Annotated in this window: 23 protein-coding genes; 5 read left to right on the top strand and 18 right to left on the bottom strand. The window is 68.3% G+C overall.

What is annotated here, in order from left to right; genetic code table 11:
• Positions 1-14: 14 nt before the first annotated feature.
• The 4 genes from AruCF_RS07225 to AruCF_RS07210 all read right to left on the bottom strand — a co-directional run bounded on the left by AruCF_RS07225 (position 15) and on the right by AruCF_RS07210 (position 3,283).
• Positions 15-704: an amino acid ABC transporter permease gene (locus AruCF_RS07225; protein WP_049072792.1), complete on the bottom strand. Its 690-nt coding sequence runs from the start codon at positions 702-704 to the stop codon at positions 15-17.
• 2 nt (positions 705-706) lie between these two features.
• On the bottom strand, positions 707-1,399 hold the full coding sequence (locus tag AruCF_RS07220) for an amino acid ABC transporter permease (protein ID WP_006390517.1): 693 nt from the start codon (positions 1,397-1,399) through the stop codon (positions 707-709).
• Positions 1,400-1,434: 35 nt separating this feature from the next.
• Positions 1,435-2,226 carry an ABC transporter substrate-binding protein gene (locus tag AruCF_RS07215; protein WP_049072791.1) on the bottom strand — a complete coding sequence of 264 codons (792 nt, stop codon included), beginning with the start codon at positions 2,224-2,226 and terminating at the stop codon, positions 1,435-1,437.
• A gap of 301 nt (positions 2,227-2,527) precedes the next feature.
• Complete coding sequence (locus tag AruCF_RS07210) at positions 2,528-3,283, bottom strand: amino acid ABC transporter ATP-binding protein (protein WP_049072790.1); 756 nt, start codon at positions 3,281-3,283, stop codon at positions 2,528-2,530.
• A gap of 127 nt (positions 3,284-3,410) precedes the next feature.
• Here AruCF_RS07210 and amaB point away from each other — a divergent pair, with 127 nt between their 5' ends.
• Positions 3,411-4,913, top strand: coding sequence for an L-piperidine-6-carboxylate dehydrogenase (gene amaB / locus AruCF_RS07205; protein WP_049072789.1), 1,503 nt, complete (start codon positions 3,411-3,413; stop codon positions 4,911-4,913).
• A gap of 244 nt (positions 4,914-5,157) precedes the next feature.
• A complete protein-coding gene (locus AruCF_RS07200; RefSeq protein WP_049072788.1) occupies positions 5,158-6,441 on the top strand; it encodes a phospholipase A in 1,284 nt (427 codons plus the stop codon).
• 28 nt (positions 6,442-6,469) lie between these two features.
• Here AruCF_RS07200 and AruCF_RS07195 read toward each other — a convergent pair whose 3' ends face one another.
• The 4 genes from AruCF_RS07195 to AruCF_RS07180 are packed head-to-tail and all read right to left on the bottom strand — an operon-like array spanning position 6,470 to position 10,663.
• On the bottom strand, positions 6,470-7,405 hold the full coding sequence (locus tag AruCF_RS07195; RefSeq protein ID WP_049072787.1) for a dihydrodipicolinate synthase family protein: 936 nt from the start codon (positions 7,403-7,405) through the stop codon (positions 6,470-6,472).
• A 5-nt stretch (positions 7,406-7,410) separates the two neighbouring features.
• Positions 7,411-8,583 (bottom strand): L-rhamnonate dehydratase, encoded by a 1,173-nt coding sequence (locus AruCF_RS07190; RefSeq protein ID WP_006387537.1) that lies wholly within the window; start codon positions 8,581-8,583, stop codon positions 7,411-7,413.
• A 56-nt stretch (positions 8,584-8,639) separates the two neighbouring features.
• Positions 8,640-9,680, bottom strand: coding sequence for a 4-hydroxythreonine-4-phosphate dehydrogenase PdxA (locus AruCF_RS07185; protein WP_083036590.1), 1,041 nt, complete (start codon positions 9,678-9,680; stop codon positions 8,640-8,642).
• Positions 9,681-9,688: 8 nt separating this feature from the next.
• On the bottom strand, positions 9,689-10,663 hold the full coding sequence (locus tag AruCF_RS07180) for a Bug family tripartite tricarboxylate transporter substrate binding protein (protein ID WP_049072785.1): 975 nt from the start codon (positions 10,661-10,663) through the stop codon (positions 9,689-9,691).
• 120 nt (positions 10,664-10,783) lie between these two features.
• Between AruCF_RS07180 and AruCF_RS07175 the strand changes: the two genes are divergently transcribed.
• A complete protein-coding gene (locus AruCF_RS07175; RefSeq protein ID WP_049072784.1) occupies positions 10,784-11,710 on the top strand; it encodes a LysR family transcriptional regulator in 927 nt (308 codons plus the stop codon).
• A gap of 422 nt (positions 11,711-12,132) precedes the next feature.
• Here AruCF_RS07175 and AruCF_RS07170 read toward each other — a convergent pair whose 3' ends face one another.
• The 10 genes from AruCF_RS07170 to AruCF_RS07125 form a co-directional block, all read right to left on the bottom strand.
• Positions 12,133-12,369 carry a hypothetical protein gene (locus tag AruCF_RS07170; protein ID WP_026383281.1) on the bottom strand — a complete coding sequence of 79 codons (237 nt, stop codon included), beginning with the start codon at positions 12,367-12,369 and terminating at the stop codon, positions 12,133-12,135.
• Between the two features lie 19 nt (positions 12,370-12,388).
• Entirely contained in the window at positions 12,389-12,625 is a 237-nt protein-coding gene (locus AruCF_RS07165) for a FixH family protein (protein ID WP_049072783.1), read from the bottom strand.
• A gap of 22 nt (positions 12,626-12,647) precedes the next feature.
• Entirely contained in the window at positions 12,648-14,138 is a 1,491-nt protein-coding gene (gene ccoG / locus AruCF_RS07160) for a cytochrome c oxidase accessory protein CcoG (protein ID WP_049072782.1), read from the bottom strand.
• Between the two features lie 74 nt (positions 14,139-14,212).
• Entirely contained in the window at positions 14,213-15,166 is a 954-nt protein-coding gene (ccoP, locus tag AruCF_RS07155; RefSeq protein WP_049072781.1) for a cytochrome-c oxidase, cbb3-type subunit III, read from the bottom strand.
• Complete coding sequence (locus tag AruCF_RS07150; protein WP_080977556.1) at positions 15,163-15,339, bottom strand: cbb3-type cytochrome oxidase subunit 3; 177 nt, start codon at positions 15,337-15,339, stop codon at positions 15,163-15,165. Before AruCF_RS07150 ends, ccoP begins: the two co-directional genes overlap by 4 nt.
• Positions 15,339-16,067, bottom strand: coding sequence for a cytochrome-c oxidase, cbb3-type subunit II (ccoO, locus tag AruCF_RS07145; RefSeq protein ID WP_049072780.1), 729 nt, complete (start codon positions 16,065-16,067; stop codon positions 15,339-15,341). Before ccoO ends, AruCF_RS07150 begins: the two co-directional genes overlap by 1 nt.
• Before the next feature lie 10 nt (positions 16,068-16,077).
• Positions 16,078-17,565 (bottom strand): cytochrome-c oxidase, cbb3-type subunit I, encoded by a 1,488-nt coding sequence (gene ccoN / locus AruCF_RS07140; protein ID WP_049072779.1) that lies wholly within the window; start codon positions 17,563-17,565, stop codon positions 16,078-16,080.
• 211 nt (positions 17,566-17,776) lie between these two features.
• On the bottom strand, positions 17,777-17,938 hold the full coding sequence (gene ccoS, locus AruCF_RS07135) for a cbb3-type cytochrome oxidase assembly protein CcoS (RefSeq protein WP_006390533.1): 162 nt from the start codon (positions 17,936-17,938) through the stop codon (positions 17,777-17,779).
• On the bottom strand, positions 17,935-18,909 hold the full coding sequence (locus tag AruCF_RS07130) for a P-type ATPase actuator domain-containing protein (protein ID WP_049072778.1): 975 nt from the start codon (positions 18,907-18,909) through the stop codon (positions 17,935-17,937). Before AruCF_RS07130 ends, ccoS begins: the two co-directional genes overlap by 4 nt.
• A 184-nt stretch (positions 18,910-19,093) precedes the next feature.
• Entirely contained in the window at positions 19,094-20,362 is a 1,269-nt protein-coding gene (locus tag AruCF_RS07125; RefSeq protein ID WP_049072777.1) for an adenosylmethionine--8-amino-7-oxononanoate transaminase, read from the bottom strand.
• 114 nt (positions 20,363-20,476) lie between these two features.
• On the opposite strand from AruCF_RS07125, the gene bioF reads away from it, so the two are divergent.
• Both bioF and AruCF_RS29795 read left to right on the top strand, forming a co-directional pair.
• Positions 20,477-21,661 carry an 8-amino-7-oxononanoate synthase gene (gene bioF, locus AruCF_RS07120; protein ID WP_049072776.1) on the top strand — a complete coding sequence of 395 codons (1,185 nt, stop codon included), beginning with the start codon at positions 20,477-20,479 and terminating at the stop codon, positions 21,659-21,661.
• Positions 21,661-21,996, top strand: a 336-nt coding sequence (locus AruCF_RS29795) for an alpha/beta fold hydrolase (protein ID WP_367644010.1), incomplete at its 3' end; no start/stop codon positions are given. The genes bioF and AruCF_RS29795, both read left to right, overlap by 1 nt.

Raw genomic sequence — 21,996 nt, 5'->3', positions numbered from 1 at the left:
CGATGTGGGCGGGCCTAGTTCAGCCCGGCGCCCTGCAGCCCGCCGGTCAGGCGCTTCTCCAGCCAGGTGGCCAGGCGCAGCAGCGGGTAGCAGTACAGGAAATAGATGGCGGCGATCATGCCGTAGATGAACAGCGATTTCGCCGGGAAGGTGATGATGAAGACCTCGCCCTGCCGCGTCAGCTCGGTGATGCCGACCACCGACAGGATGGCGGTGCTCTTGATCAGCATGACGTAGACGCCGCTCATGGGCTGCACGATCAGGCGCATGGCCTGCGGCAGGATCACCAGCCGCAGGATCTGCAGCGGCCGCAGGCCCAGCGTCATGGCGCCCTCGGTCTGGCCGCGCGGCACGGCGCGGATGGCGCCGGTGACGATCTCTGCCACGTAGCACGAGGTGTAGACCGACAGCGACACGAACGCCGCCGTGCCCGAGTCCCAGTGCAGCAGCTCGATGCCGGTACTGGGCAGCACGAAATAGAAGATATACAGCTGCACCAGGAACGGCGTGCCGCGCAGCACGTGGATGTACAGCCCCAGCAGTTGATGCAGGCCACGGATGCGGTAGCTGCGGATCACGCCGATCACGAAGCCCAGCAGCGAGCCGGCGATGATCGCCAGGAACGAGATCTTGAGCGTCTCCCAGAAGCCCTTGAGCAGGAAGGGCAGCACGACGCCGGCGGTGGACAGGTAGGAATCCAGCATGCTTACCTCGCGTTCCAGGCCGGACCGGCCAGCCACAGGCTCACGCCGCGTGACAGCATCAGCATCACCGCGTAGATCAGCAGGTAGCCGGCGGCAATGGTCAGGAAGCTCTCGGTGGGCACGATGCGGTCGCTGTTCATCTGCACGCCCGCGGCCACCAGTTCGAACACCGTGATCAGCGACAGCAGCGAGGTGTCCTTGATCAACACCGCGGTCTGCCCCAGCAACGGCGGCAGCGTGTTGGCGAAGGCCTGCGGCAGCACCACGTAGCGCAGGCGCTGGTGGTAGTTCATGCCGCAGGCCTTGGCGCCTTCGATCTGGCCACGCGGCACCGACTCGATGCCGACGCGGATGATCTCGCTCATGTAGGCGGCGTGGTGCAGCGTCATCGCCAGGATGCCCAGCAGCATCTCGCTCCAGCCCTTGGCGCCGGGGACCAGCATCGGCACCGCGTAATACACCAGGTAGATCTGCACCAGCAGCGGGGTCGAGCGGATGAACTGCACGTAGCCCGCCACCGGCCGCCAGACCGCGGCGCGCGGCGACATGCGCGCCAGCGCCAGCGGAATGCCGGCCAGCACCGACAGCACCAGGCTGGCGCCGGCCGCGATCAGGGTGTTGGCCAGCCCGGTGGCGAACTGGCCCGTGTACTGGCTGACGATGCGCCAGTTGTAGTAGTCGATCAGCCAGTCCATGCGGATCCTGTCGGTCAGTGGTGGGAGGCGCGCGATCAGTGGTCTTTCTTCCAGTCGGTCGAATACCAGTACTTGACCTGTTCCGGCAATGTGTTGTCGGCGGTCTTGAGCGTCTGCCAGTTGTCGAGCCAGAACTTCAGGCGGAAGGCATTGGGGCCGACGGCGAAGGCCAGCGGTTCGCGCACCATGATGCCGTCCAGCACCCGCAGGTTGCCGAAGTCGACCAGGAACTGGTTGGCGGTGGACAGGGACATGATGCCGGCGTCCAGGCGGCCGGTGGACAGCGCCTGGCCGACCGGCGCGCTGCCGCCGGAGAATTCCTTGAGCGTGGCCTTGGGCAGCATCTTCTTGCCGACCTCGGCGTAGGTGCTGGCGCCCAGCGCGCCGACGGTCACGCCGTCCTTGTCCAGTTCCGCGTACGACTTGTAGGGCGAATCCTTGGGCACCACGGCCACGGTGTCGGCGTAGAACATGGGCGCCGAGAACAGCACCTGGGCGGCGCGTTGCGGCGTCGGCGTCATGTCGGCCGCCACCATGTCGGCCTTGCCGGACAGCAACGCCGGAATCAGGCCCTTCCACTCGTAGTCCTGCAGCACCAGCTTGACGCCCAGGTCGTCGGCCATGCGCTTGGCCACCTCGACCGCCAGGCCGGTGCGCTTGCCGCTCTTGTCCATGAAGCTCATCAGCGGGCCGGAGGTCTGCACCGCCACCCGCAGTTCGCCGCGCTTGATGATGTCCGACAGTTCGTCGGCGCGGGCAGGCTGCGCCATCGCGGTAACGGCCAGCGCGACGCCGGCGGCGCCCAGCCATTGTTTGATTTTCAGCATTTGCTTCCCCTTCAAGATGGATGACATGTGTCGTTCCGGGCGTACACCTGGTGCCGGCGGCGCCCGGTCAGGCCGGGCCGGCCCTGCTTGCTGCTTGTTGCTTGTTGCTTGCTGCGGTTGCTGCCTGATGCGGATGCGGTGTGCTGCGTGAAGCTCGTTGCGTGGCGCTCGTTGCGTGGGCGAAGACTGCGTGATGCGAAGACTGCGTGATGCGAAGACTGCGTGATGCGAAGACTACTTAATGCGGAAACCGCGCGATGCAAAAATGCGTGCGGCAATGGCGCCGGGGCCGGACGGCCCGCTACAGGATCTTTTCCAGGAAAGCCCGGGTACGCGCCTCTTTCGGCTGCCCGAAGACTTGAGCCGGCGTGCCGGACTCGACCACGCGGCCGGCGTCCATGAACAGGGCGCGGTCGCCCACGTCGCGGGCAAAGCCCATCTCGTGCGTCACCACCGCCATGGTCATGCCGTCGCGCGCCAGCGCGCGCATCAATTCCAGGATGCCGCCAACGGTTTCCGGGTCGAGCGCCGAGGTGGCCTCGTCGAACAGCATCAGTTTCGGGTCCATCGCCAGGGCGCGGGCGATCGCCACGCGCTGCTGCTGGCCGCCGGACAACTGGCTGGGATAGCGCGGGCCAAAGTCGGCCATGCCGACCCGGTCCAGCAGTTCCAGGGCGTAGCGCTCGGCCTGGGCGCGGTCGCGGCCGCGCACCACGCGTTGCGGCAGGGCCACGTTGTCGAGCGCGGTGCGATGCTGGAACAGGTTGAAGTGCTGGAACACCATGCCGACCTCGGTGCGCCAGCGGTTGACGTCCGTGGCCGGGTCGGTCAGCGAGACGCCATCGACGCGGATGGTGCCGCTGTCGATGCGCTCCAGCCCGTTGAGGGTGCGCAGGAAGGTGCTCTTGCCCGAGCCCGACGGCCCCACCACCACCAGCACCTCGCCTCGCTCCAGGCGGCAGTCGATGCCCGCCAGCGCCAGATGGTCGGGCTGGCCTTCGCGCTGGTAGGTCTTGGTGACCGACTCGACTAGCAGCAGGGGTTCTGACACGCGCATCGCCTTCAAAAAAGGTTTCGCATTTCGCGCTGGAGTTTCGTATAGTAAATTTATTTCCAGAATCGCCACTTAGGCATAACCCTTAAGCGAAGGCTCGCCCCTTCGCCGGCATCTCCAAGGAACCGGTATGGACACGCCCCAAGACATCCTGCGCGCACTCGGCCTCAACCCCGCGACCCTGACCGGCGGCACGCTCGTCGCCCGCAGCCCGATCGACGGCGCCGAGCTGGCCCAGGTCCACGAGCACACGGTGGCGCAGGCCCACGCGGCCATCACCCGCGCCCGCCAGGCCAGCCTGGCCTGGCGCGACGTGCCGGCGCCGCGCCGCGGCGAGCTGCTGCGCCTGTTCGGCGAAGTGCTGCGCCAGCACAAGCGCGAACTGGGCCGCCTGGTCAGCCTGGAAGCCGGCAAGATCCTGGCCGAGGGCGAAGGCGAGGTCCAGGAAATGATCGACATCTGCGACTTCGCCGTGGGCCTGTCGCGCCAGCTGTACGGCCTGACCATCGCCTCCGAGCGCCCCGGCCACCGCATGATGGAAACCTGGCATCCGCTGGGCGTGGTGGGGGTCATCAGCGCCTTCAACTTCCCGGTGGCGGTGTGGTCGTGGAACGCCGCGCTGGCGCTGGTGTGCGGCAACGCGGTGGTCTGGAAGCCGTCGGAAAAGACGCCGTTGACGGCCCTGGCCTGCCAGGCGCTGTTCGCGCAGGCGCTGCAGCGCTTTGGCGACGCGCCGGCCGGCCTGTCGGAAGTGCTGATCGGCGGCCGCGACATCGGCGAGGCGCTGGTGGATTCGCACACCGTGGCGCTGGTGTCGGCCACCGGCTCGACCCGCATGGGCCGCCAGGTGGGTCCGCGCGTGGCGCAGCGCTTCGGCCGCGTGCTGCTGGAACTGGGCGGCAACAACGCCATCATCGTCGGCCCCACCGCCGACCTGGACATGGCCGCGCGCGGCATCGTCTTCGGCGCCATCGGCACCGCCGGCCAGCGCTGCACCACCACGCGCCGCCTGATCGTGCACGAAAGCGTGGCCGAAGACCTGCTGCAACGCCTGCACAAGGCCTACGCCAGCGCGCCCATCGGCAACCCGCTGGACGGCAAGAACCTGGTCGGCCCGCTGATCGACCGCGCCTCGTTCGACGCCATGCAGGCCGCGCTCAAGGCCGCCGGCGAACAGGGCGGCAAGGTCACGGGCGGCGAACGGGTGCTGGCCGACCAGTACCCGGACGCCTGGTACGTGCGCCCCGCCATCGCCGAGATGCCCGGCCAGACCGACGTGGTCTGCCACGAGACCTTCGCGCCGATCCTGTACGTGATGCGCTACAGCGACTTCAACCAGGCGCTGGCGCTGCAGAACGGCGTGCCGCAGGGCCTGTCGTCGGCCATCTTCACCAACGACCTGCGCGAAGCCGAGACCTTCCTGTCTGCCGCGGGTTCCGACTGCGGCATCGCCAACGTCAACATCGGCACCTCGGGCGCCGAAATCGGCGGCGCTTTCGGCGGGGAAAAGGAAACCGGTGGCGGCCGCGAGTCGGGCTCGGACGCCTGGCGCAATTACATGCGCCGCGCCACCAACACCATCAACTACTCGCGCAACCTGCCGCTGGCGCAGGGCATCAAGTTCGGCGAATAAACCGCACGCCATGGGACAAGAGGCCTCGCGTATCGTCGCTGATGCGCGGGGCCTCTTGCCTTGCGGGGCGCCGCGATCGGCCAGTCGCGGGCGCCGGCGTGTGCGCCAGTCCCGCCGGATGCACACCGCGGCGCGCCCACGCTGCCGCGACCCTGTTGCAAGTCCTACATCCGATAAGCCCGACTTACAAAATGTAGGCCCGGCCGATGCTACATTGCAGCGTCACAGATACCACCCGCTTCCCATGACTCCGTCCCGACGCATCGCCCTTCCCCTGCGCACCCTGACCGCCGCCCTGGCGCTGGGCCTGGCCGGCACCGCCGCCGCCGGCGTGTCCTACCGGCTCGACCGTCCTTCGGCCGCGCCCGGCGACACGGTCACCATCGAGGCGGTGTATTTCAATGAAGGCAATGCCCGCGCCACCTGGGAGGCCCCGCCGGAGCTGGTGCTGCAATGGCGCGGCCAGGACGGCCAGATCGTGCGCAGCCTGGCCAAGCTGCAGGGCGACAAGGCCAATTACAGCGTGCCGGTCAACAATTTCGCGCGGATGGCGTGGACGGCCGTCGTGCCCGCCACGGCGCGCGGCTTGCAGGCGATCGCCATCGAAGGCCAGCCGGCGATGATGGCGCTGGACGCCACCGGCCGCGACAGCGGCACGCTGGCCAGCACGCCCGCGCAAGGCCCCGTGGTCGATCCGCGCACCGGCCAGCCCGTGCCGCCGGCAGTGGTCACCGCGGCCGGCGCGTCGCCCGAGGGCGGACCGGCGCCGGACACCGTGGCCGTCTCGTCCTACCAGCAGTCAGCCTTCGATCATTTCCGCAGCGCCATCTCGGAATACAAGCCGGTGTACTTCGACATCGGCACCCGCGGCCAGACCACCGCGCGCTTCCAGATCAGCGCCAAGTACCGCCTGTTCAGCCCATCCGGCAACCGCCCGGCGACCTGGGGCGAGAATTTCTACCTGGGCTACACCCAGACCTCGCTGTGGGACCTGCAGGGCGATTCCATGCCCTTCATCGACACCACCTTCAACCCCAGCCTGTTCTGGCTGTCGGACAACATGTGGCAGTCGGCGAACCAGAGCTGGCGACTGGGCATGAACACCGGCGTCGAGCACAACTCCAACGGCAAGGCCGGCGACGACTCGCGCTCGGTGAACGACGCCTACATCCAGCCGCAGTTCAACTACCGCTTCGACGGCGGCAGCACGCTGACCTTCGCGCCCAAGGTCAAGGCCTATTTCGGCGTGGCCAGCGAGAACGCCGACTACGCCGACTATGCCGGCCGCGTCGACTGGAACCTGCGCTGGGCACAGGACAACGGCGCGGTGGTCTCGGCCATGTACCGCCAGGGCGACCAGCGCCGCCGCACCACCCAGCTCGACTTCGCCTGGCCGCTGCAGCGCACCTGGCTGAACATGAACGGCTACCTGCACCTGCAGTACTTCAACGGCTACGGCGAAACGCTGCTGGGCTACAACCAGCGCAACGAATCGCAGTTCCGCATCGGCTTGTCGCTGGTGCCTTGACGCCCGCGCCCGTCCCCGGCCGGGCGCCTTAGCGCGCCCAGCGCAGCACCAGCGGATCCAGCCGCCGCGCCACGTCCAGCAGGCCCTGCCGCACTTCCGGCCGCATGGCCGGGAACGGATGGCGCGGCGCGTCGCAGGCGATCACGCCGCCGGCCTTCATCAGCGCCTTGGCGGTCAGGATGCCGCCCTGGCGGTTCTCGTAGTTGATGAGCGGCAGCCAGCGCTCATACAGGCGGTAGGCGTCGTCGGCGCGGCCTGCGCGATGCGCCTCGATGATCGGCCGGATGCCGTCGGCGAAGCCGCCGCCCGTCATGGAGCCGGTGGCGCCGGCGTCCAGGTCCGGCAGCAGCGTGATGGCCTCTTCGCCATCCCACGGCCCTTCCACCGCCGCGCCGCCCAGCGCGATCAGGTCGCGCAGCTTGCTGGCCGCGCCGGCGGTCTCGATCTTGAAGTACGACACCTGCGCGATCTCGCGCGCCATGCGCGCCAGCAACGCGGCGGGCAGTGGCGTGCCAGCGACGGGCGCGTCCTGGATCATGATGGGGATGTCGATGGCGTCCGACACCTGCTGGAAGAACCCGACCACCTGCTCCTCGGCAACGCGGATGGTGGCCCCGTGGTACGGCGGCATGATCATCACCATGGCCGCGCCCTGCGCCTGCGCCCGGCGGCTGCGCGCCGCGCATACCTGGGTGCCGTAGTGCGTGGTGGTGACGATCACCGGCACCCGGCCGGCCACGTGCTCCAGCAACGTGCGTGTCAGCACCTCGCGCTCGTCGTCCGACAGCGAGAACTGCTCGGAGAAATTGGCCAGGATGCACAGGCCGTCCACGCCGCTGTCGATCATGAAATCGACGGCGCGCTTCTGGCCCGCCAGGTCCAGCTCGCCCGCTTCGGTGAAGATGGTGGGCACCACCGGAAAGATGCCGCGATAGCGCGGCGCCGGCACAGTCGTCGTGGTCATGGCGCTCACTCGATGATGTTGAAGTCTTTCAGGTATTCGGTCTTCAGGCTCAGGCCCAGGCCCGGCTTGTTGTCGTCCAGGTCGATGAAGCCTTCCCTGGCCACCGGCTCGCCGTCGAAGATGTAGTAGAAGAGTTCGTTGCCCACTTCCACGTCGAACATCGGGAAATACTCGCTCATGGGCGAGGCCAGCGTGCTCATGGTCAGGTGGTAGTTGTGCATCTGGCCGGCGTGCGGGATGACCGGCACGCTGTAGGCCTCGCACAAGGCATTGATCTTGTGCGCGGCGGTGATGCCGCCGACGCGGTTGGTGTCGTACTGCACCACCGACACCGCCTTGCGGTCCAGCAGCTGCTTGAAGCCGTACAGCGAGAACTCGTGCTCGCCGCCCGAGATGGGGATGGACGTCAGCTGATTCAGCTCCGCATAGCCGTCGATGTCGTCGGCGATGACCGGTTCCTCCAGCCAGCGCGGCTCGAACTTCTCCAGCTTGGGCAGCATGCGCTTGGCGTATTCCAGGTTCCAGCCCATGTAGCATTCGAGCATCAGGTCGGTGTCGTAGCCGATCACCTCGCGCACCGCCTCGACCGATTTCAGGTTCTCGGCCACGCCGCGCTGCAAGTGCGCCGGGCCGTAGCCGAAGCGCATCTTGAACGCCGTGAAGCCCTGGTCCAGGTAGGTCTGGGCCTCTTCCTGCATGGCCTTGAGATCAGTGCGATAGAGCTTGGAGTAATAGACCGGAATCTTCTCCTTGGTGCGCCCGCCCAGCAGCTTGAAGACCGGCTTGCCGACCGACTTGCCCAGGATGTCCCAGATCGCCAGGTCCACGCCCGAGATCGCCGCCATGGTCACGCCCTTGCGGCCCCAGGCATGGGTGGCGCGGTACATGCGCTGCCACAGGTATTCGTAGTCCCACGGGTCCTGGCCGATCACCAGCGGCGCCAGGTACTGGTCGATGATGGCCTTGGCCACCCGCGGCGCCAGCGCCACGTTGCCCAGCCCGACGATGCCGTCGTCGGTCTCGACCTCGACCACGGTCCAGCCATGGAAGCGGAAGGTGCTCATGGTTTCCTGCGGCGAATACAGCAGGTCCATGGCGTTGGAGCAGAAGTTGCCTTGCGGCGGCACGGTCTTGCCGGTCCATTCAAAGACGCGCGCGCGGACGGATTTGATCTTCATGGGGATTCCTGCAAAAAAGGATCGAATGATGCGATGAATCGGAAGGAACGGCCGCCTCAGGCCGCCGCGCGCGCGGCGCGGTGGGACAGGCCCATGCGGCAGGCGATGCGGAAGGCCTGCCAGGTGGCGTCGACGCTGGCGCGTCCCTGGCCGGCGATGTCGTAGGCGGTGCCGTGGGCCGGCGTGGTGATCGGGATCGGCAGGCCGCCCTGTACCGTCACGCCGCGCGAGAAGCCCAGCAGCTTGATCGCGATCTGGCCCTGGTCGTGGTACATGGTGACGATGGCCTGGAACTCGCCCGCCTGCGCCTTCAGGAAGATGGTGTCGGCCGGGAACGGGCCCTGTACCGGCAGCCCTTCCTGGTTCAGCTGGCGCACGGCCGGGGCGATGATGTCGACCTCTTCGCGTCCGCAGGTGCCGCCGTCGCCGCCATGCGGATTGAACGCCGCCACCGCCACCCGCGGCGCGGCCACGCCGTTGGCCTGCAAGGACTGGTAGATCAGCCGCGTGGCGGCCTTGATGCCGTCGATGCTGAGCGCGGCGGCGGCGTCCTTGAGCGGAATGTGCGAGGACACGCGCGAGGTCCACAGCTCGCCCAGCGTGTTGAACTCGCAGAAGTAGCCCGTCACGCCCAGGTACTGCGCGAAGTGGTGCAGCTCGTCGTCGTGGCGCAGGCCGCCCTGCTTCATCGCGTGCTTGTTCAGCGGCGCGAAGCTGATGGCGTCGATATGGCCGGCCAGCGCCGCGTCCATGCAGGCGTCCAGTACCCGCAGCACCGAGGCGCCGCCGGGGGCCTGCGCCTGACCCAGCTTGACGTCCTCGCGCCGCACGGTATCCATCGCCAGCCACGCCGGCACGCCGGTATCCGGCCGCATCCGCACGGCGTCGAAGCCGGCCACGGCCTGCGTGGCCACCTGCACCCCGGCCACCCGCTGGCCTTCGCGCCACAACCATTCATCGCCCACCAGCACGATGTTGGCCAGTTGCGCCGCCTCGGGCCGCGCCAGCAGGCGCGCGATCAGTTCGGGGCCGATGCCGGCGGGATCGCCCAGCGTCAGGGCGATGACGGGTTTGGCGGCGTTGCGGTCGTTGCTCATGCTGTGCTTCATTCCACGGAGATATGGTTCTTTTTGATGATGCCGGCGTAGCGCTGGTTCTCGGCCTGGTGGAACTGCGCGAATTGCGCCTGGCTCATCGGATTGATGTCGGCGCCGATCGCCTGCAGACGCGTCTGGGTCTCGGGCATGGCCAATACCGCATTGACCGAGTCATGCACGCGCTGCTGCACCGCCGCCGGCGTGCCGCTGGGCATGTAGATGCCGTACCAGGCGCTCATCTCGACGCCGCTGACGCCGGCCTCGGCCATGGTCGGCACATCGGGCAGCTGCGGGTTGCGCCTGGCGCTCAGCACCGCCAGCGCGCGCACCTTGCCGCTCTTGATGTGCGGGATGACGGAGGACGCGGTCTCGAAGGCGATCTGCACCTGGCCGCCCATCAGGTCGACCATGGCCGGGCCGCTGCCGCGATAGGGAATGTGCGTCATCTGCACGCCAGTGGCGTCCTTGAACAGCTCGGCGGCGATGTGCTGGGTGCTGCCCGAGCCGCTGCTGGCGAAGTTGTATTCGCCCGGCTTGCGCTTGAGCAGCGCGATCAGCTCCTGCACCGATTGCGCCGGCAACTGGTTGTTGACCACCAGGATGTTCGGCACCGCGCCCACGAACACCACCGGCGTCAGGTCGCGGTCGTTGTCGTAGCCCAGCTTGAGCAGGTGCGGCGCGATCGCATGCGCGGTGGACACGCCCATCACCATGGTGTGGCCGTCACCCGACTTGGCCGCCAGGTCCGCCGCCAGCGTGTTGGACGCGCCCGGCTTGTTCTCCACCACCACGGTCTGCTTGAGCATCGGCCCAAGCTTGTCGGCCACGGCGCGCGCCATGGCGTCGGTGCCGCCGCCGGGGGCCGAGCCCACCAGAAGGCGCAGCGGCCGGGTCGGCCAGTCGGCGCCCTGCGCCGGGGCTGGTGCGGCGGCGGACAGGCACAGCACGCCCGCCGCCAATGCGGCATAAAGCCGAGTCTTCATGGTTGTCTCCTTGGGGGCTTATGGCCCGTAGCGGGCTTTGTTATGCCTGCATCTTAGAAACAACCGCTGTTTCCGTAAAATGAAACTTTTGCACCAACCGTTCACTACAGGCGATCAATCATGGAACGCGTCCCGAACGTCCCCGCGCTGCTGTCGCGCCTGCGCATGCGGCAGATCGTGCTGCTGCTGGCCATCGAGGAACGCGGCACCCTGCGCGCCGCCGCCGCCCAGCTCAACATGACCCAGTCCGCCGCCAGCAAGATGCTGCACGAACTGGAACTGGCCATCGGCCAACCGCTGTTCGAACGGGTCGGCCGCGGCCTGGCGCTGACCGCCGCCGGGGAATGCGTGATGGGGTATTTCCGCGGCATGCGCGGCACGGTCTCGTCGCTGGCGCGCGAGCTGGAGGAATTGCGCCTGGGCAGCGCCGGCAAACTCTTCATCGGCAGCATCATGGCCGCCTCGCCGGGCCACCTGACCGACGCCCTGCTGCGCCTGAAACAGACCTATCCGCTACTGGCCGTGGAGATCTCCACCGGCACCAGCGACCTGCTGATCGAACGGCTGAACGAAGGCAAGCTCGACGTCGTCATCGGCCGCATGCTGACCCTGTCCGAACGCCATTACGTTTTCCGCCCCATCGGCGACGAGGCCCTGTCCGTCATCGCCGCCATCGACCATCCCCTGACGCGCCGCAAGCGCATCAGCTTCGACGCGCTGCAGGCCTACCCCTGGATCCTGCAGCCCCACGGCAGCCCCATGCGCGACGTCCTGGAACAGGAATTCCGCGCCCACGACACCGCCCTGCCCAAGGGCCTGATCGAGTCCGCCTCGATCCTCACCACCACCAACCTGGCCATGAAGTCCGACATGCTCGGCGTCATCCCCGACTCCGTCGCCAGCCGCTATGCCCGCCACGGCCTGCTCGCCATCATCCCCTACCAACTCCAGCACACCCTGACCGCCTTCGGCAGCATCATCCCCAAGGACCGCCCGCTAAGCGCGCCGGCCAGGCACTTCGTGGACCTGCTGCACGGCACGGAATAAACGCACAAGACACCCAGGGCAAATACCACCAGCCCCGGCGCAGGGCGCGCGCGCCCACCAGCCGCCCCCCAACACCGCCCCAACGCAAGACCCCGCGTAAGCCCCAAAAGGCCGCCCGCGCGGCCGACCTGGGGCGGGCCCCGCAAACCTCTCCATGCCCCCACCGTCCTGACAACGCGACGCTCCAAGACGCTCGCAGCCCCTCGCGGCGGGCGAGTCGGTGGCGGGCAACCTCGATGCGCCCGAGGGAATCCGTAGAAGTCGCCGAAGGCGAGGACGAGGATGACAACGGGGCAGTCCGGAGCGAACGCTCCGGACCGCAATCGTGGGCGCCCGCCACCGACTCGCCCGCCGCGAGGGGCGACCTACGAAGCGCGCCCACAACAACGCCCCCCACGAAGCCCCCCAGAAAAAGAACCGACCTAAAGATCCGGATCCTCCTCCACCTTAGGCATCAAATAAGCCGTCAACGCACTCGACGCCCCCGCCATTCCCCAAAGCAAAAAGAACGACACCGTATAAAACCCCACCCGCCCCGTCGGCACATACCCGAACACCGCCACGTCCAACGGATCGATCAGCGCAAAGACAATCGCGCTGCCCACGGCCGCCGCCAGGAACGACGGCCACAGTATCCACATCAGCGATCTCAACCCCATGGCGCGCCTCCGGGAATCATCAACGAACGCCGATCGCGGGCGGCGGCGTCGGCACCGTGTCCGCCGGCTCGATCACCAGGCCACGCTTGACCACGCCTTCCTGGATCGGCTGATTGGCGAACTGCGTATAGGCCAGGTAGATCGTGATGGCGCAACCGACCACCGCCAGGAACGGCCCCGCCATCAGGAACCAGGGCCAGAATTCGCGGTACCAGGGTTTCGCCGGCATCGGCGCGGCTACATGGGCAGTATTCATCGTCGGCATCCTTTATTCGGAATCACTCGGGGACATAAAAACTCGCGGCTTCATCGGTCTCGATCGGCCGGTTTTCCTGATCGTGGGCGCGGGCCCGCAACGTGATCGGATGGGCGCCCGGCTCGGCGCCGGCCGGTGCGCGGATCACCATCGGCACCAGCTTGTTGGCCGCCGGCTCCACGTCCACCACGTCCGACTCGCTTTGCCCGGCGCGCACCGCCAGTCCGGGCATGCCGTCGGCCGACAGCCGCAGCCGCAGCGGCGAATCCGAGGTGTTGATGATCTGCAGCCGGTACACGTTCTCGATCATGCCGCCCGCCACCTCTCGACCCAGCGCGCCGCGATCGCGGATCACGTCCACCCGCAGCGGGTTGCGCATCGCCAGCGAGGTCACGAACGCCACCGCCAGCACCAGGATCAGCGAGCCATAGATCAGCACCCGCGGCCGCAACAGGTGCGAGCGCGCGCTTTGTGTCGACAGCCCGTCCAGCATGGCGCGCTCGGACGTGTAGCGGATCAGCCCGGACGGATACTGCATCTTGTCCATCACCTGCTCGCAGGCATCGATACAGGCGCCGCAGCCAATGCACATGTATTGCAGGCCCTCGCGGATGTCGATGCCGGTCGGACAGACCTGCACGCACAGGCTGCAATCGACACAGTCGCCCAGCCCCGCGGCCTTGTGGTCGACCTTGCGCGAACGGCCGCCGCGCGGATCGCCGCGACGCTTGTCATAGGTCACGACGAAGGTATCGGGATCGACCATCACGCTCTGGAAGCGCGCGTACGGGCACATGTACTTGCAGACCGACTCGCGCATGAAGCCGGCGTTGCCCCAGGTGGCGAAGCCGTAGAACACCATCCAGAACCACTGCCACGGCCCGAGCTGCAGCGTGAACAGCTCGTGACCCAGCTCGCGGATCGGCGCGAAGTAGCCGATGAAGGTCGAGCCGGTCCACCAGGCCAGCGCGATCCACAGGAAGTGCTTGGTGACCTTCAGGCGCGCCTTGCGCCAGGTCCAGGGCGATTCATCCAGGCGGATGCGGGCGACGCGGTCGCCTTCGACCTTGCGCTCGATCCACATGAAGATCTCGGTGTAGACCGTCTGCGGACAGGCGTAGCCGCAGAACAGCCGCCCGGCCACCGCGGTGAACAGGAACAGCGCCAGCGCCGAGATCACCAGCAGCACCGCCAGGTAGACCACGTCCTGCGGCCACAGCACCAGGCCGAACAGGTAGAACTTGCGCGCGCCCAGGTCGAACAGCACCGCCTGGCGGCCGTTCCATTGCAGCCACGGCAGGCCGTAGAAGATCAGTTGGGTGAGGAAGACGAAGGCGATGCGCCAGCGCGCGAAGATGCCGCTGACCGAACGCGGATAGATCTTGCTGCGCACGCCGGCCAGGGTCTGTTCCAGCGTTTCCTGGCCCGGACGCGGCGGCCGCACGTGCGGCCGCCAGGGTGGCGGGTCGCCGCCAGGCGGACTGCTGACGCTTGCGGTTGACCCATCATCCATGTGCTGCTCCGTGCGGTAAGTCCATGCGATATGGGGGCTGCCGTCGCGGCGCGCCCCCACCTATGTGGCGACGCCTAGTTGGCCGAGGCGGCGGCCGATGCTGGTTGCGGTTGCGCGTCCGGCTTGTTCGACAGGCCCCAGACCCATGCCGTCAGGATCTTGATCTGTTCCGGGGTCAGAATGTCGCCGTGCGCCGGCATGCGGTTCTCGCGCCCATCCAGGATGGTCTTGACGATGGTGGCTTCCGAACTGCCATAGAGCCAGACGTCATCGGTCAGGTTGGGCGCGCCCAGCGCCTGGTTGCCCTTGCCGTCGACACCATGACAGGCCACGCAGAAATTGGCGAACTCGCGCTTGCCGCGGAACACCCGGACCGGGTCGGCCGTCAGGCCCGACAGCGAACGCACGTACTGCGCGATGTCGCCGGCGGTCTTGGGGTCGATGGCCGACTTCCAGGGCGGCATCACGCCGATGCGGCCATTGGTGATGGTCTGCGTGATGGCCTCGGGCGAGCCGCCGTGCAGCCAGTCGCCGTCGGTCAGGTTGGGGAAGCTGGGGCCTCCTTTGGCGTCCGAACCATGGCACTGCGAGCAGGTGTTCAGGAACAGGCGCTGGCCGATTTCACGGGCGCCCGGATCCGCGGCGATCTGCGGCACCGTCATGGTCTCGAAACGCGCATAGATCGGGCGCACGGCCTCGGCCATTTTGGCCTGTTGCTGCGCCACCTCGTTGGCGCTGCTGTAGCCCAATTGGCCCTTGTACGACCCCAGGCCCGGCATGAAGAACAGGTAGCCCAGCGCGAAGGCGCAGGCCAGCAGGTACATCCAGGTCCACCAGCCGGGCACCGGGTTGTTCAGTTCGGTGAGGTCGCCGTCCCAGACGTGGCCCGTGTCCTCGACCTGGCCGTTGGCCGGCTTGGTGCTGAGCCAGCGGCGCTGCGTGTACAGCAGCCACACACACCACACCACGCCGCCGACGGCGACGATCGAGATGAAATACCCCCAGAAGCCATTGACGAAATCGCTCATGACCGATCCGCTCCATCTTGTTGTGCCGGCCCGAACTCATCGGGCAGCGCGAACGGCAGCATGGCCGATTCGCTGTTGGCATGCTGGCGGCCGCGCGAGCAGGCCCACCAGACGATGCCGAAAAAGGTTGCCATCGAAATGGCGGTGACGATTGCGCTCAGCAAAGCCATGATCAACCTCCCGACGCCGCGGGTTGCGTAGCGGCGGGCGCCGGCTGCGCGGCCTTGCGGGCTTCCTCGGCCTTCTTGGCCTCTTCCGCCTTTTTGGCCTGCTGCGCCTTGCGCACGCCCACGCCCAGCCCCTGCAGGTAGGCGACCAGCGCGTCCTCTTCGGTCTTGCCCTCGATGGCCTTGGGCGCCGCGGCGATCTCTTCGTCGGTGTACGGCACACCCAGGGCCCGCAGCGCGCGCATGCGCTGGTCGACGTTCTGGCCGGTGATCACGGTCTTCTCCAGCCACGGATAGGCCGGCATGTTGGACTCGGGCACCACCTGGCGCGGGTTGCGCAGGTGGATGCGGTGCCAGTCGTCGGAATAGCGCTCGCCCACGCGCGCCAGGTCGGGACCGGTGCGCTTGGAGCCCCACAGGAAGGGATGGTCGAACACCGACTCCGAGGCCAGCGAGTACGAGCCGTAGCGCTGCACTTCGGCAGCCAGCAGTCGCACCTGCTGCGAGTGGCAGCCGACACAGCCTTCGCGGATGTAGACGTCGCGCCCCATCAGGCGCAGCGGGCTGTAGGGTTCGACCCCCGCCACCGGCTGCGTGGTGCTGTGCTGGAAGAACAGCGGCACGATCTGCACCAGCCCGGCGAAGGACACCACCAGGATGCTGGCGATGATCATCCAGCCGATGTTCTTCTCGAGCGTCTGGTGAGAGAAAAAGCCTTGTTGCTTGTTGGCCATGATGTCCTCGTCAAACGGTGGCCGGCGCGGGCGCGGCGACAGCCGGCGCGCGGGTGGTGTGGGGATCGTCCTGCGGGATGGCGGGGTTGACCGCCTGCGCGCCGCGCACCGTCTTCCACACGTTCCAGGCCATGACCAGCACGCCCGACAGGAACAGCGCCCCGCCCAGCAGACGGATCAGGTAGTACGGCACCCGCGTCTTGAGTTCTTCGACGAAGCTGTAGACCAGCGTGCCGTCGGCGGCGGTGTCGCGCCACATCAGGCCCTGCTGCACCCCGGCGATCCACATCGCGGCGATGTACAGCACCACGCCGATGGTGGCGATCCAGAAGTGCAGCTCGATGGCCTTGACGCTGTACATCTTCTCGCGGCCATACAGGCGCGGGATAAGGTAGTAGAGGGAGCCGAACGAGATCATCGCGACCCAGCCCAGCGCGCCGGAGTGCACGTGGCCGATGGTCCAGTCGGTGTAGTGCGACAGGGCGTTCACGGTGCGGATCGACATCATCGAGCCTTCGAACGTGGCCATGCCGTAGAACGACAGCGCGGTCACCATGAACTTCAGGATCGGATCGGTGCGCAGCTTGTACCAGGCGCCCTGCAGCGTCATGATGCCGTTGATCATGCCGCCCCACGACGGCGCCAGCAGGATCAGCGAGAACGTCATGCCCAGCGACTGGGTCCAGTCGGGCAGCGAGGTGTACAGCAGGTGGTGCGGACCGGCCCACATGTAGGTGAAGGCCAGCGCCCAGAAGTGGACGATGGACAGGCGGTACGAATAGATCGGACGGCCGGCCTGCTTGGGCACGAAGTAATACATCATGCCCAGGAAGCTGGTGGTCAGGAAGAAACCCACCGCGTTGTGGCCGTACCACCACTGCACCATGGCGTCCTGCACGCCGGCGTAGGCCGAGTAGGACTTCCACAGCGTCACCGGCATCTCGATGTTGTTGAAGATGTGCAGGATGGCGATGGTGAGGATGTACGAGCCGAAGAACCAGTTGGCCACGTAGATGTGCTTGGAGCGGCGCTTGATGATGGTGCCGAAGAACACGATGGCATAGGCCACCCAGACCAGCGTGATCAGGATGTCGATGGGCCATTCGAGTTCGGCGTATTCCTTGCTGCTGGTGTAGCCCAGCGGCAGGGTGATGGCGGCGGCCACGATGACCGCCTGCCAGCCCCAGAACGTGAACGCGGCCAGCTTGTCACAGAAAATGCGGGTCTGACAGGTGCGCTGGACCACGTAGTACGAGGTCGCGAACAGCGCGCTGCCGCCGAAGGCGAAGATCACGGCGTTGGTGTGCAGCGGACGCAGGCGGCCGTAGCTGAGCCAGGCGGTGTCGAAATTCAACTGAGGCCAAATCAGCTGCGCGGCGAGAAAAACGCCCACAGCCATGCCGACGATGCCCCAGACCACGGTCATGAGCGCGAACTGCCTCACGATCCTGTAGTTGAAGGTGTCGGCCTTGCTTGCGATTGCGGCGCAATCGTTCATCACCCTTCCCCCAAACAAAAAGAAACAAGTAGCTCCAGGTTTCAATGATGGGGGGTCGCGGGTAAACCGGGGTTGATGTGCGTCAAACCCCATTGCTCGCGCAGGGGAACCCGCGGCGCGGCGGCAACGTCGATGGCGCGGACGCCGGCCAAGGCCTGGCGGGCGGCCAGCGAACGGCCGCCGCGAGACGCCTAGCAGGGATCGCGCGATCCTAGCCGCGCGAGGCCGGCCCGCTATCGTCGTCGCGCAGGATGGCGGTGCCGGCGTTGTCGGTGTCGTCGTACTGGCCGTTGAACACGGCCCACCACAGCGACACGCCGATGGCCAGCACGAACAGCAGCGACAGCGGCAGCAACAGGTAGAGGATGGTCATGGCGCGGCTTCCAGCGCGCCGTCGGGCGCCGGGCTGCCGGACCAGTCGCGGCGCGACAGCCGCCACGAGTTGTAGGCCACCGCCAGCGACGACAGCAGCATGGTGATGGCCGCCAGCCAGGGCGTGACCCAGCCGACCAGCGCCAGCGGCGTCATCAGCAGGTGCCAGGCCAGCGAACCATGCAGGTTCTGGCGCGCCTTGCGTTGCGCCTCGGCCAGCAGCGCGTCCAGCGCCGCGTCGGGCATGGACGGATGCGCCGCCAGCGCCGCATGGGCCGACGCCATGGCGGTGGGCACCGCCATCGACATGGCACAGGGACAGCTCATCACCAGCAGCGCCACCATCACCGGGATGCTGTGGGCCGGGTCGATCCAGGCCCAGACCGCCGCCGCGCCCAGCGCCAGCGCCACCTGCGCCATGACGAAGCGCGAGGCCAGCCGGTCGGCGCCGGCGCCCAGCAGTTGGCGTTGCGCCTCGACCCGGGCGTGGCGCTGACCGCCGGCGCTGCCGCCGAACGACTGGCGCGCGCACAGTTCCAGGTAGCGCGCCGTCAGCAGGAAGGCCACGAACATGGTGACCGAATCGAAATAGACCTCGCCGTGGCCGGTGTAGGTGGCATGCACGCTGGGAATGAAGGCGGCCACGATGCCCAGCGCCACCGGCACGTCCATGCCGGCGCGGCCCTGGCGCAGGTTGGCGCCGGCGTGGCGCCAGATCGGCCAGGCCGAATACAGCACCACCGGCACCGTCAGGGCCAGGCTGGCCCAGTTCATCAGCACGATGGCCCAGTCGAGCGTATCAAGGGCGTCCTTGGGGATGCCCTCGTGGCGCAGGTAGCCGGGCCAGGCGAACATCATCACCTGCATCATCGCCAGCCACGCCAGCGACAGGCGCACCAGCGCATGCCGGCGTTGCTGGCGCTCGGCGTCGGACAGGGATGGCGGGACGGCGAAGATGGATTTTGCTCGCATGCGCCGATGCTACCCAGCGCCGCCGGCGCTCGCCTTGACCTGGATCAAGGCACGTCGGGCGATTTGCCCGGGCACGGCGCGCGGCGGCCTTGCAGACTTGCCGTCCCACAAGCGCAGGCGCGGCATTGCCAGAGGATCCGCGAAAGCTCCTCTGGCCCGCGGGGCCGCCTGCTGGCGCCCGCCTTCAGGGCCGTTGGGCGCGCAGCACGGCGATCACCGCCCGCATCAGGGTGTCCAGCTCGTCCGGGGCGATGGTCAGCGCCGGCGTCAAATACACCACATTGCCGAACGGCCGCACCCAGACGCCGGCCTCGACCAGGCGGCGCCTCAGGGCCTCGCGGTCGTCGATGCGGTCCAGCTCGACCACGCCGATCGCGCCCAGTACCCGCACGTCGCGCACCCAGGCCAGCTCGCGGCATGGCGCCAGCCCCGCCGCCAGGGCGGACGACAGCGCCCGCGCCTGCGCCAGGCGCGGCTCGCTCTCGAACAGATCGAGCGACGCATTGGCGGCGGCGCAGGCCAGGGCGTTGCCCATGAAGGTCGGGCCGTGCATCAGGGCGTGCGAGGGATCGTCCGACCAGAAGGCGTCGAACACCCGGCTGCTGGCCACCGTGGCGGCCAGCGGCAGCGTGCCGCCGGTCAGCGCCTTGGACAGCGTGATGATGTCGGGGCGGATGCCGGCCTGCTCGAACGCGAACAGGGTGCCGGTGCGGCCGAAGCCGGTGAAGATCTCGTCGAAGATCAGCAGCAGGCCATGGCGGTCGGCCAGCCGGCGCAGCCGCCGCAGCACCTCGGGGTCGTGCAGCAGCATGCCGCCGGCGCCCTGCACCAGCGGTTCGACCAGGATGCCGGCCAGTTGCGGGCCGCGCGTCTCCAGGAAGGCGTCGAGCCGTGCCATGGCGGCGTCGTCGCGCGGCAGGTCGACGATGTCGTGCTCGGCCAGCATGCCGCGGAACAGGCTGTGCATGCCCTCGTCGGGGTCGCACACCGCCATGGTGCCGAAGGTGTCGCCGTGGTAGCCGCCACGGAAGGCCAGGAAGCGGCTGCGGCCGCGCTCGCCCTGGTTGAGCCAGAACTGCACCGCCATCTTCATGGCGACTTCCACCGCCACCGAGCCGGAGTCCGTGTAGAACACGCGGTCCAGCCCCGGTCCCAGCAGGGCCGCCAGGCGCCGCGCCAGGGTCAGCGCGGGTTCATGGGTCAGGCCGCCGAACATGACGTGCGGCATGGCGTCCAGCTGCGCCCGCACCGCCTGGGCGATATGCGGGTGGTTGTAGCCGTGGCAGGCGGTCCACCAGGACGCCACGCCGTCGATCAATTGACGGCCGTCGGCCAGCTCCAGGCGGCTGCCGTGGCTGCGCACCACCGGCAGCGGCGGCGTCGCGGTCTTCATCTGGGCGTAGGGCTGCCAGATATGCGGCTGGCCCCGGGCCATCCAGTCAGGCGTCTGCATGTTTCACCTCCACTACAATGGCTCGCATTCTACGGCCGGGGGCCTGACGGCGCTGTTAACGGCCGCGGCCCGACTGCGGGACGCCCCCGCCGCCGGCCGCCGCAGGAAATCGTGATGTCCAAGCTGGATCCCCTCTTTTCTTCCGAACTGGCGCAAGCCGAATCGCGCCGCGTGCGGCGCCGGCTGCGCACCGCCGCCGCCGCGCCCGCCGGCCGCATCGCGCTGGACGGCGTCCCGGCGCTGAACTTCTCCAGCAACGACTACCTGGGCCTGTCCAAGCACCCGCTGCTGATCGACCGGGCGCGCGAATGGGCCGCCCGCCACGGCGCCGGCGCGCAGGCCTCGCGGCTGGTGTGCGGCAATCTCGACCTGCACGAGCAGGTCGAGGCCAAGCTGGCCCGCCTGAAGGGCACCGAGGCCGCGCTGCTGCTGGCCTCCGGCTGGCAGGCCAACGCCGCCGTGCTGCCGGCGCTGCTGCGCGCGGCCGCCGGCCAGGGCGAGGTGCAGGTCTACGCCGACAAGCTCAACCACGCCAGCCTGCACCACGGCTGCCAGGCGGCGGGCGTGCGGCAGATCCGCTTCCGCCACAATGACCTGGACCACCTGGAGGCCTTGCTGGCGGCGCGCGCCGACCCGTCAGCGCCGCCCGCCGCGCGCTTCATCATCACCGAAAGCGTCTTCAGCATGGACGGCGACCGCACCGACGTGGCGCGGCTGGCGGCGCTGGCCGAGCGCTACCAGGCCTTCGTCTACCTGGACGAAGCCCACGCCACCGGCGTGCTGGGACCGGGCGGCATGGGACTGGCCGGGCTGGCGCCGGGCGGCATCGACCTGGCCATGGGCACCTTCAGCAAGGCGCTGGGCGGCTTCGGCGCCTACGTGGCCGGCTCGCGCGCGCTCTGCGACTACCTGGTCAACGCCTGTTCGGGTTTCATCTACACCACCGCCCTGCCGCCTTCCGTGCTGGGCGCGATGGACGCCGCGCTCGACCTGGTGCCGACGCTGGACGCCGAACGCGCCCGGCTGGCCGCCTCGGGCGAACGCCTGCGCACCGCGCTCCGCGGCCTGGGCGTGGACAGCGGCGACTCGTCCACCCAGATCGTGCCCGCCATCGTCGGCGACGAGGCTCGCGCCCTGGCGCTGGCGGCGGCGCTGGAGCAACGCGGCCTGCTGGCCGTGGCGATCCGCCCGCCCACCGTGCCGGCCGGCACCAGCCGCCTGCGCATCGCCCTGAGCGCGGCACACCGCGACGCCGATGTCGACCAACTGATCGACGGCCTGACGGCCGCGCTCGCCTGATGCCGGCCGCCGCTCCTGTCCGCCCCACCCTGCTGTTCGTGCATGGCTGGGCCTTCGACGCCGCATTCTGGGGCCCGCTGGCCGGCGCGCTGGCCGACTGGCCGCAGGCCGTGGCCGACGCCGGCTATTTCGGTCCGGCCCATACGCCCGCGCCCGCCGGCCCGGTGCTGGCCATCGGCCACTCGCTGGGCGCGCTGCGGCTGCTGGGCGAACCGCCGCCCGGCTGCCTGGGCCTGGTGGCGATCAACGGCTTTGCCCGCTTCGGCGCGGCCGACGACTTCCCCGAAGGCGTGCCGGCGCGCATGCTGGACCGCATGTTGAACCGCCTGGCGGCG

Source organism: Achromobacter ruhlandii, from assembly GCF_002082135.1.
In the GTDB taxonomy this organism is placed as follows: domain Bacteria; phylum Pseudomonadota; class Gammaproteobacteria; order Burkholderiales; family Burkholderiaceae_B; genus Achromobacter; species Achromobacter ruhlandii.
The sequence above is the reverse complement of the archived record's forward strand: the minus strand, read 5'-3'. Positions and strand labels throughout refer to the sequence as shown.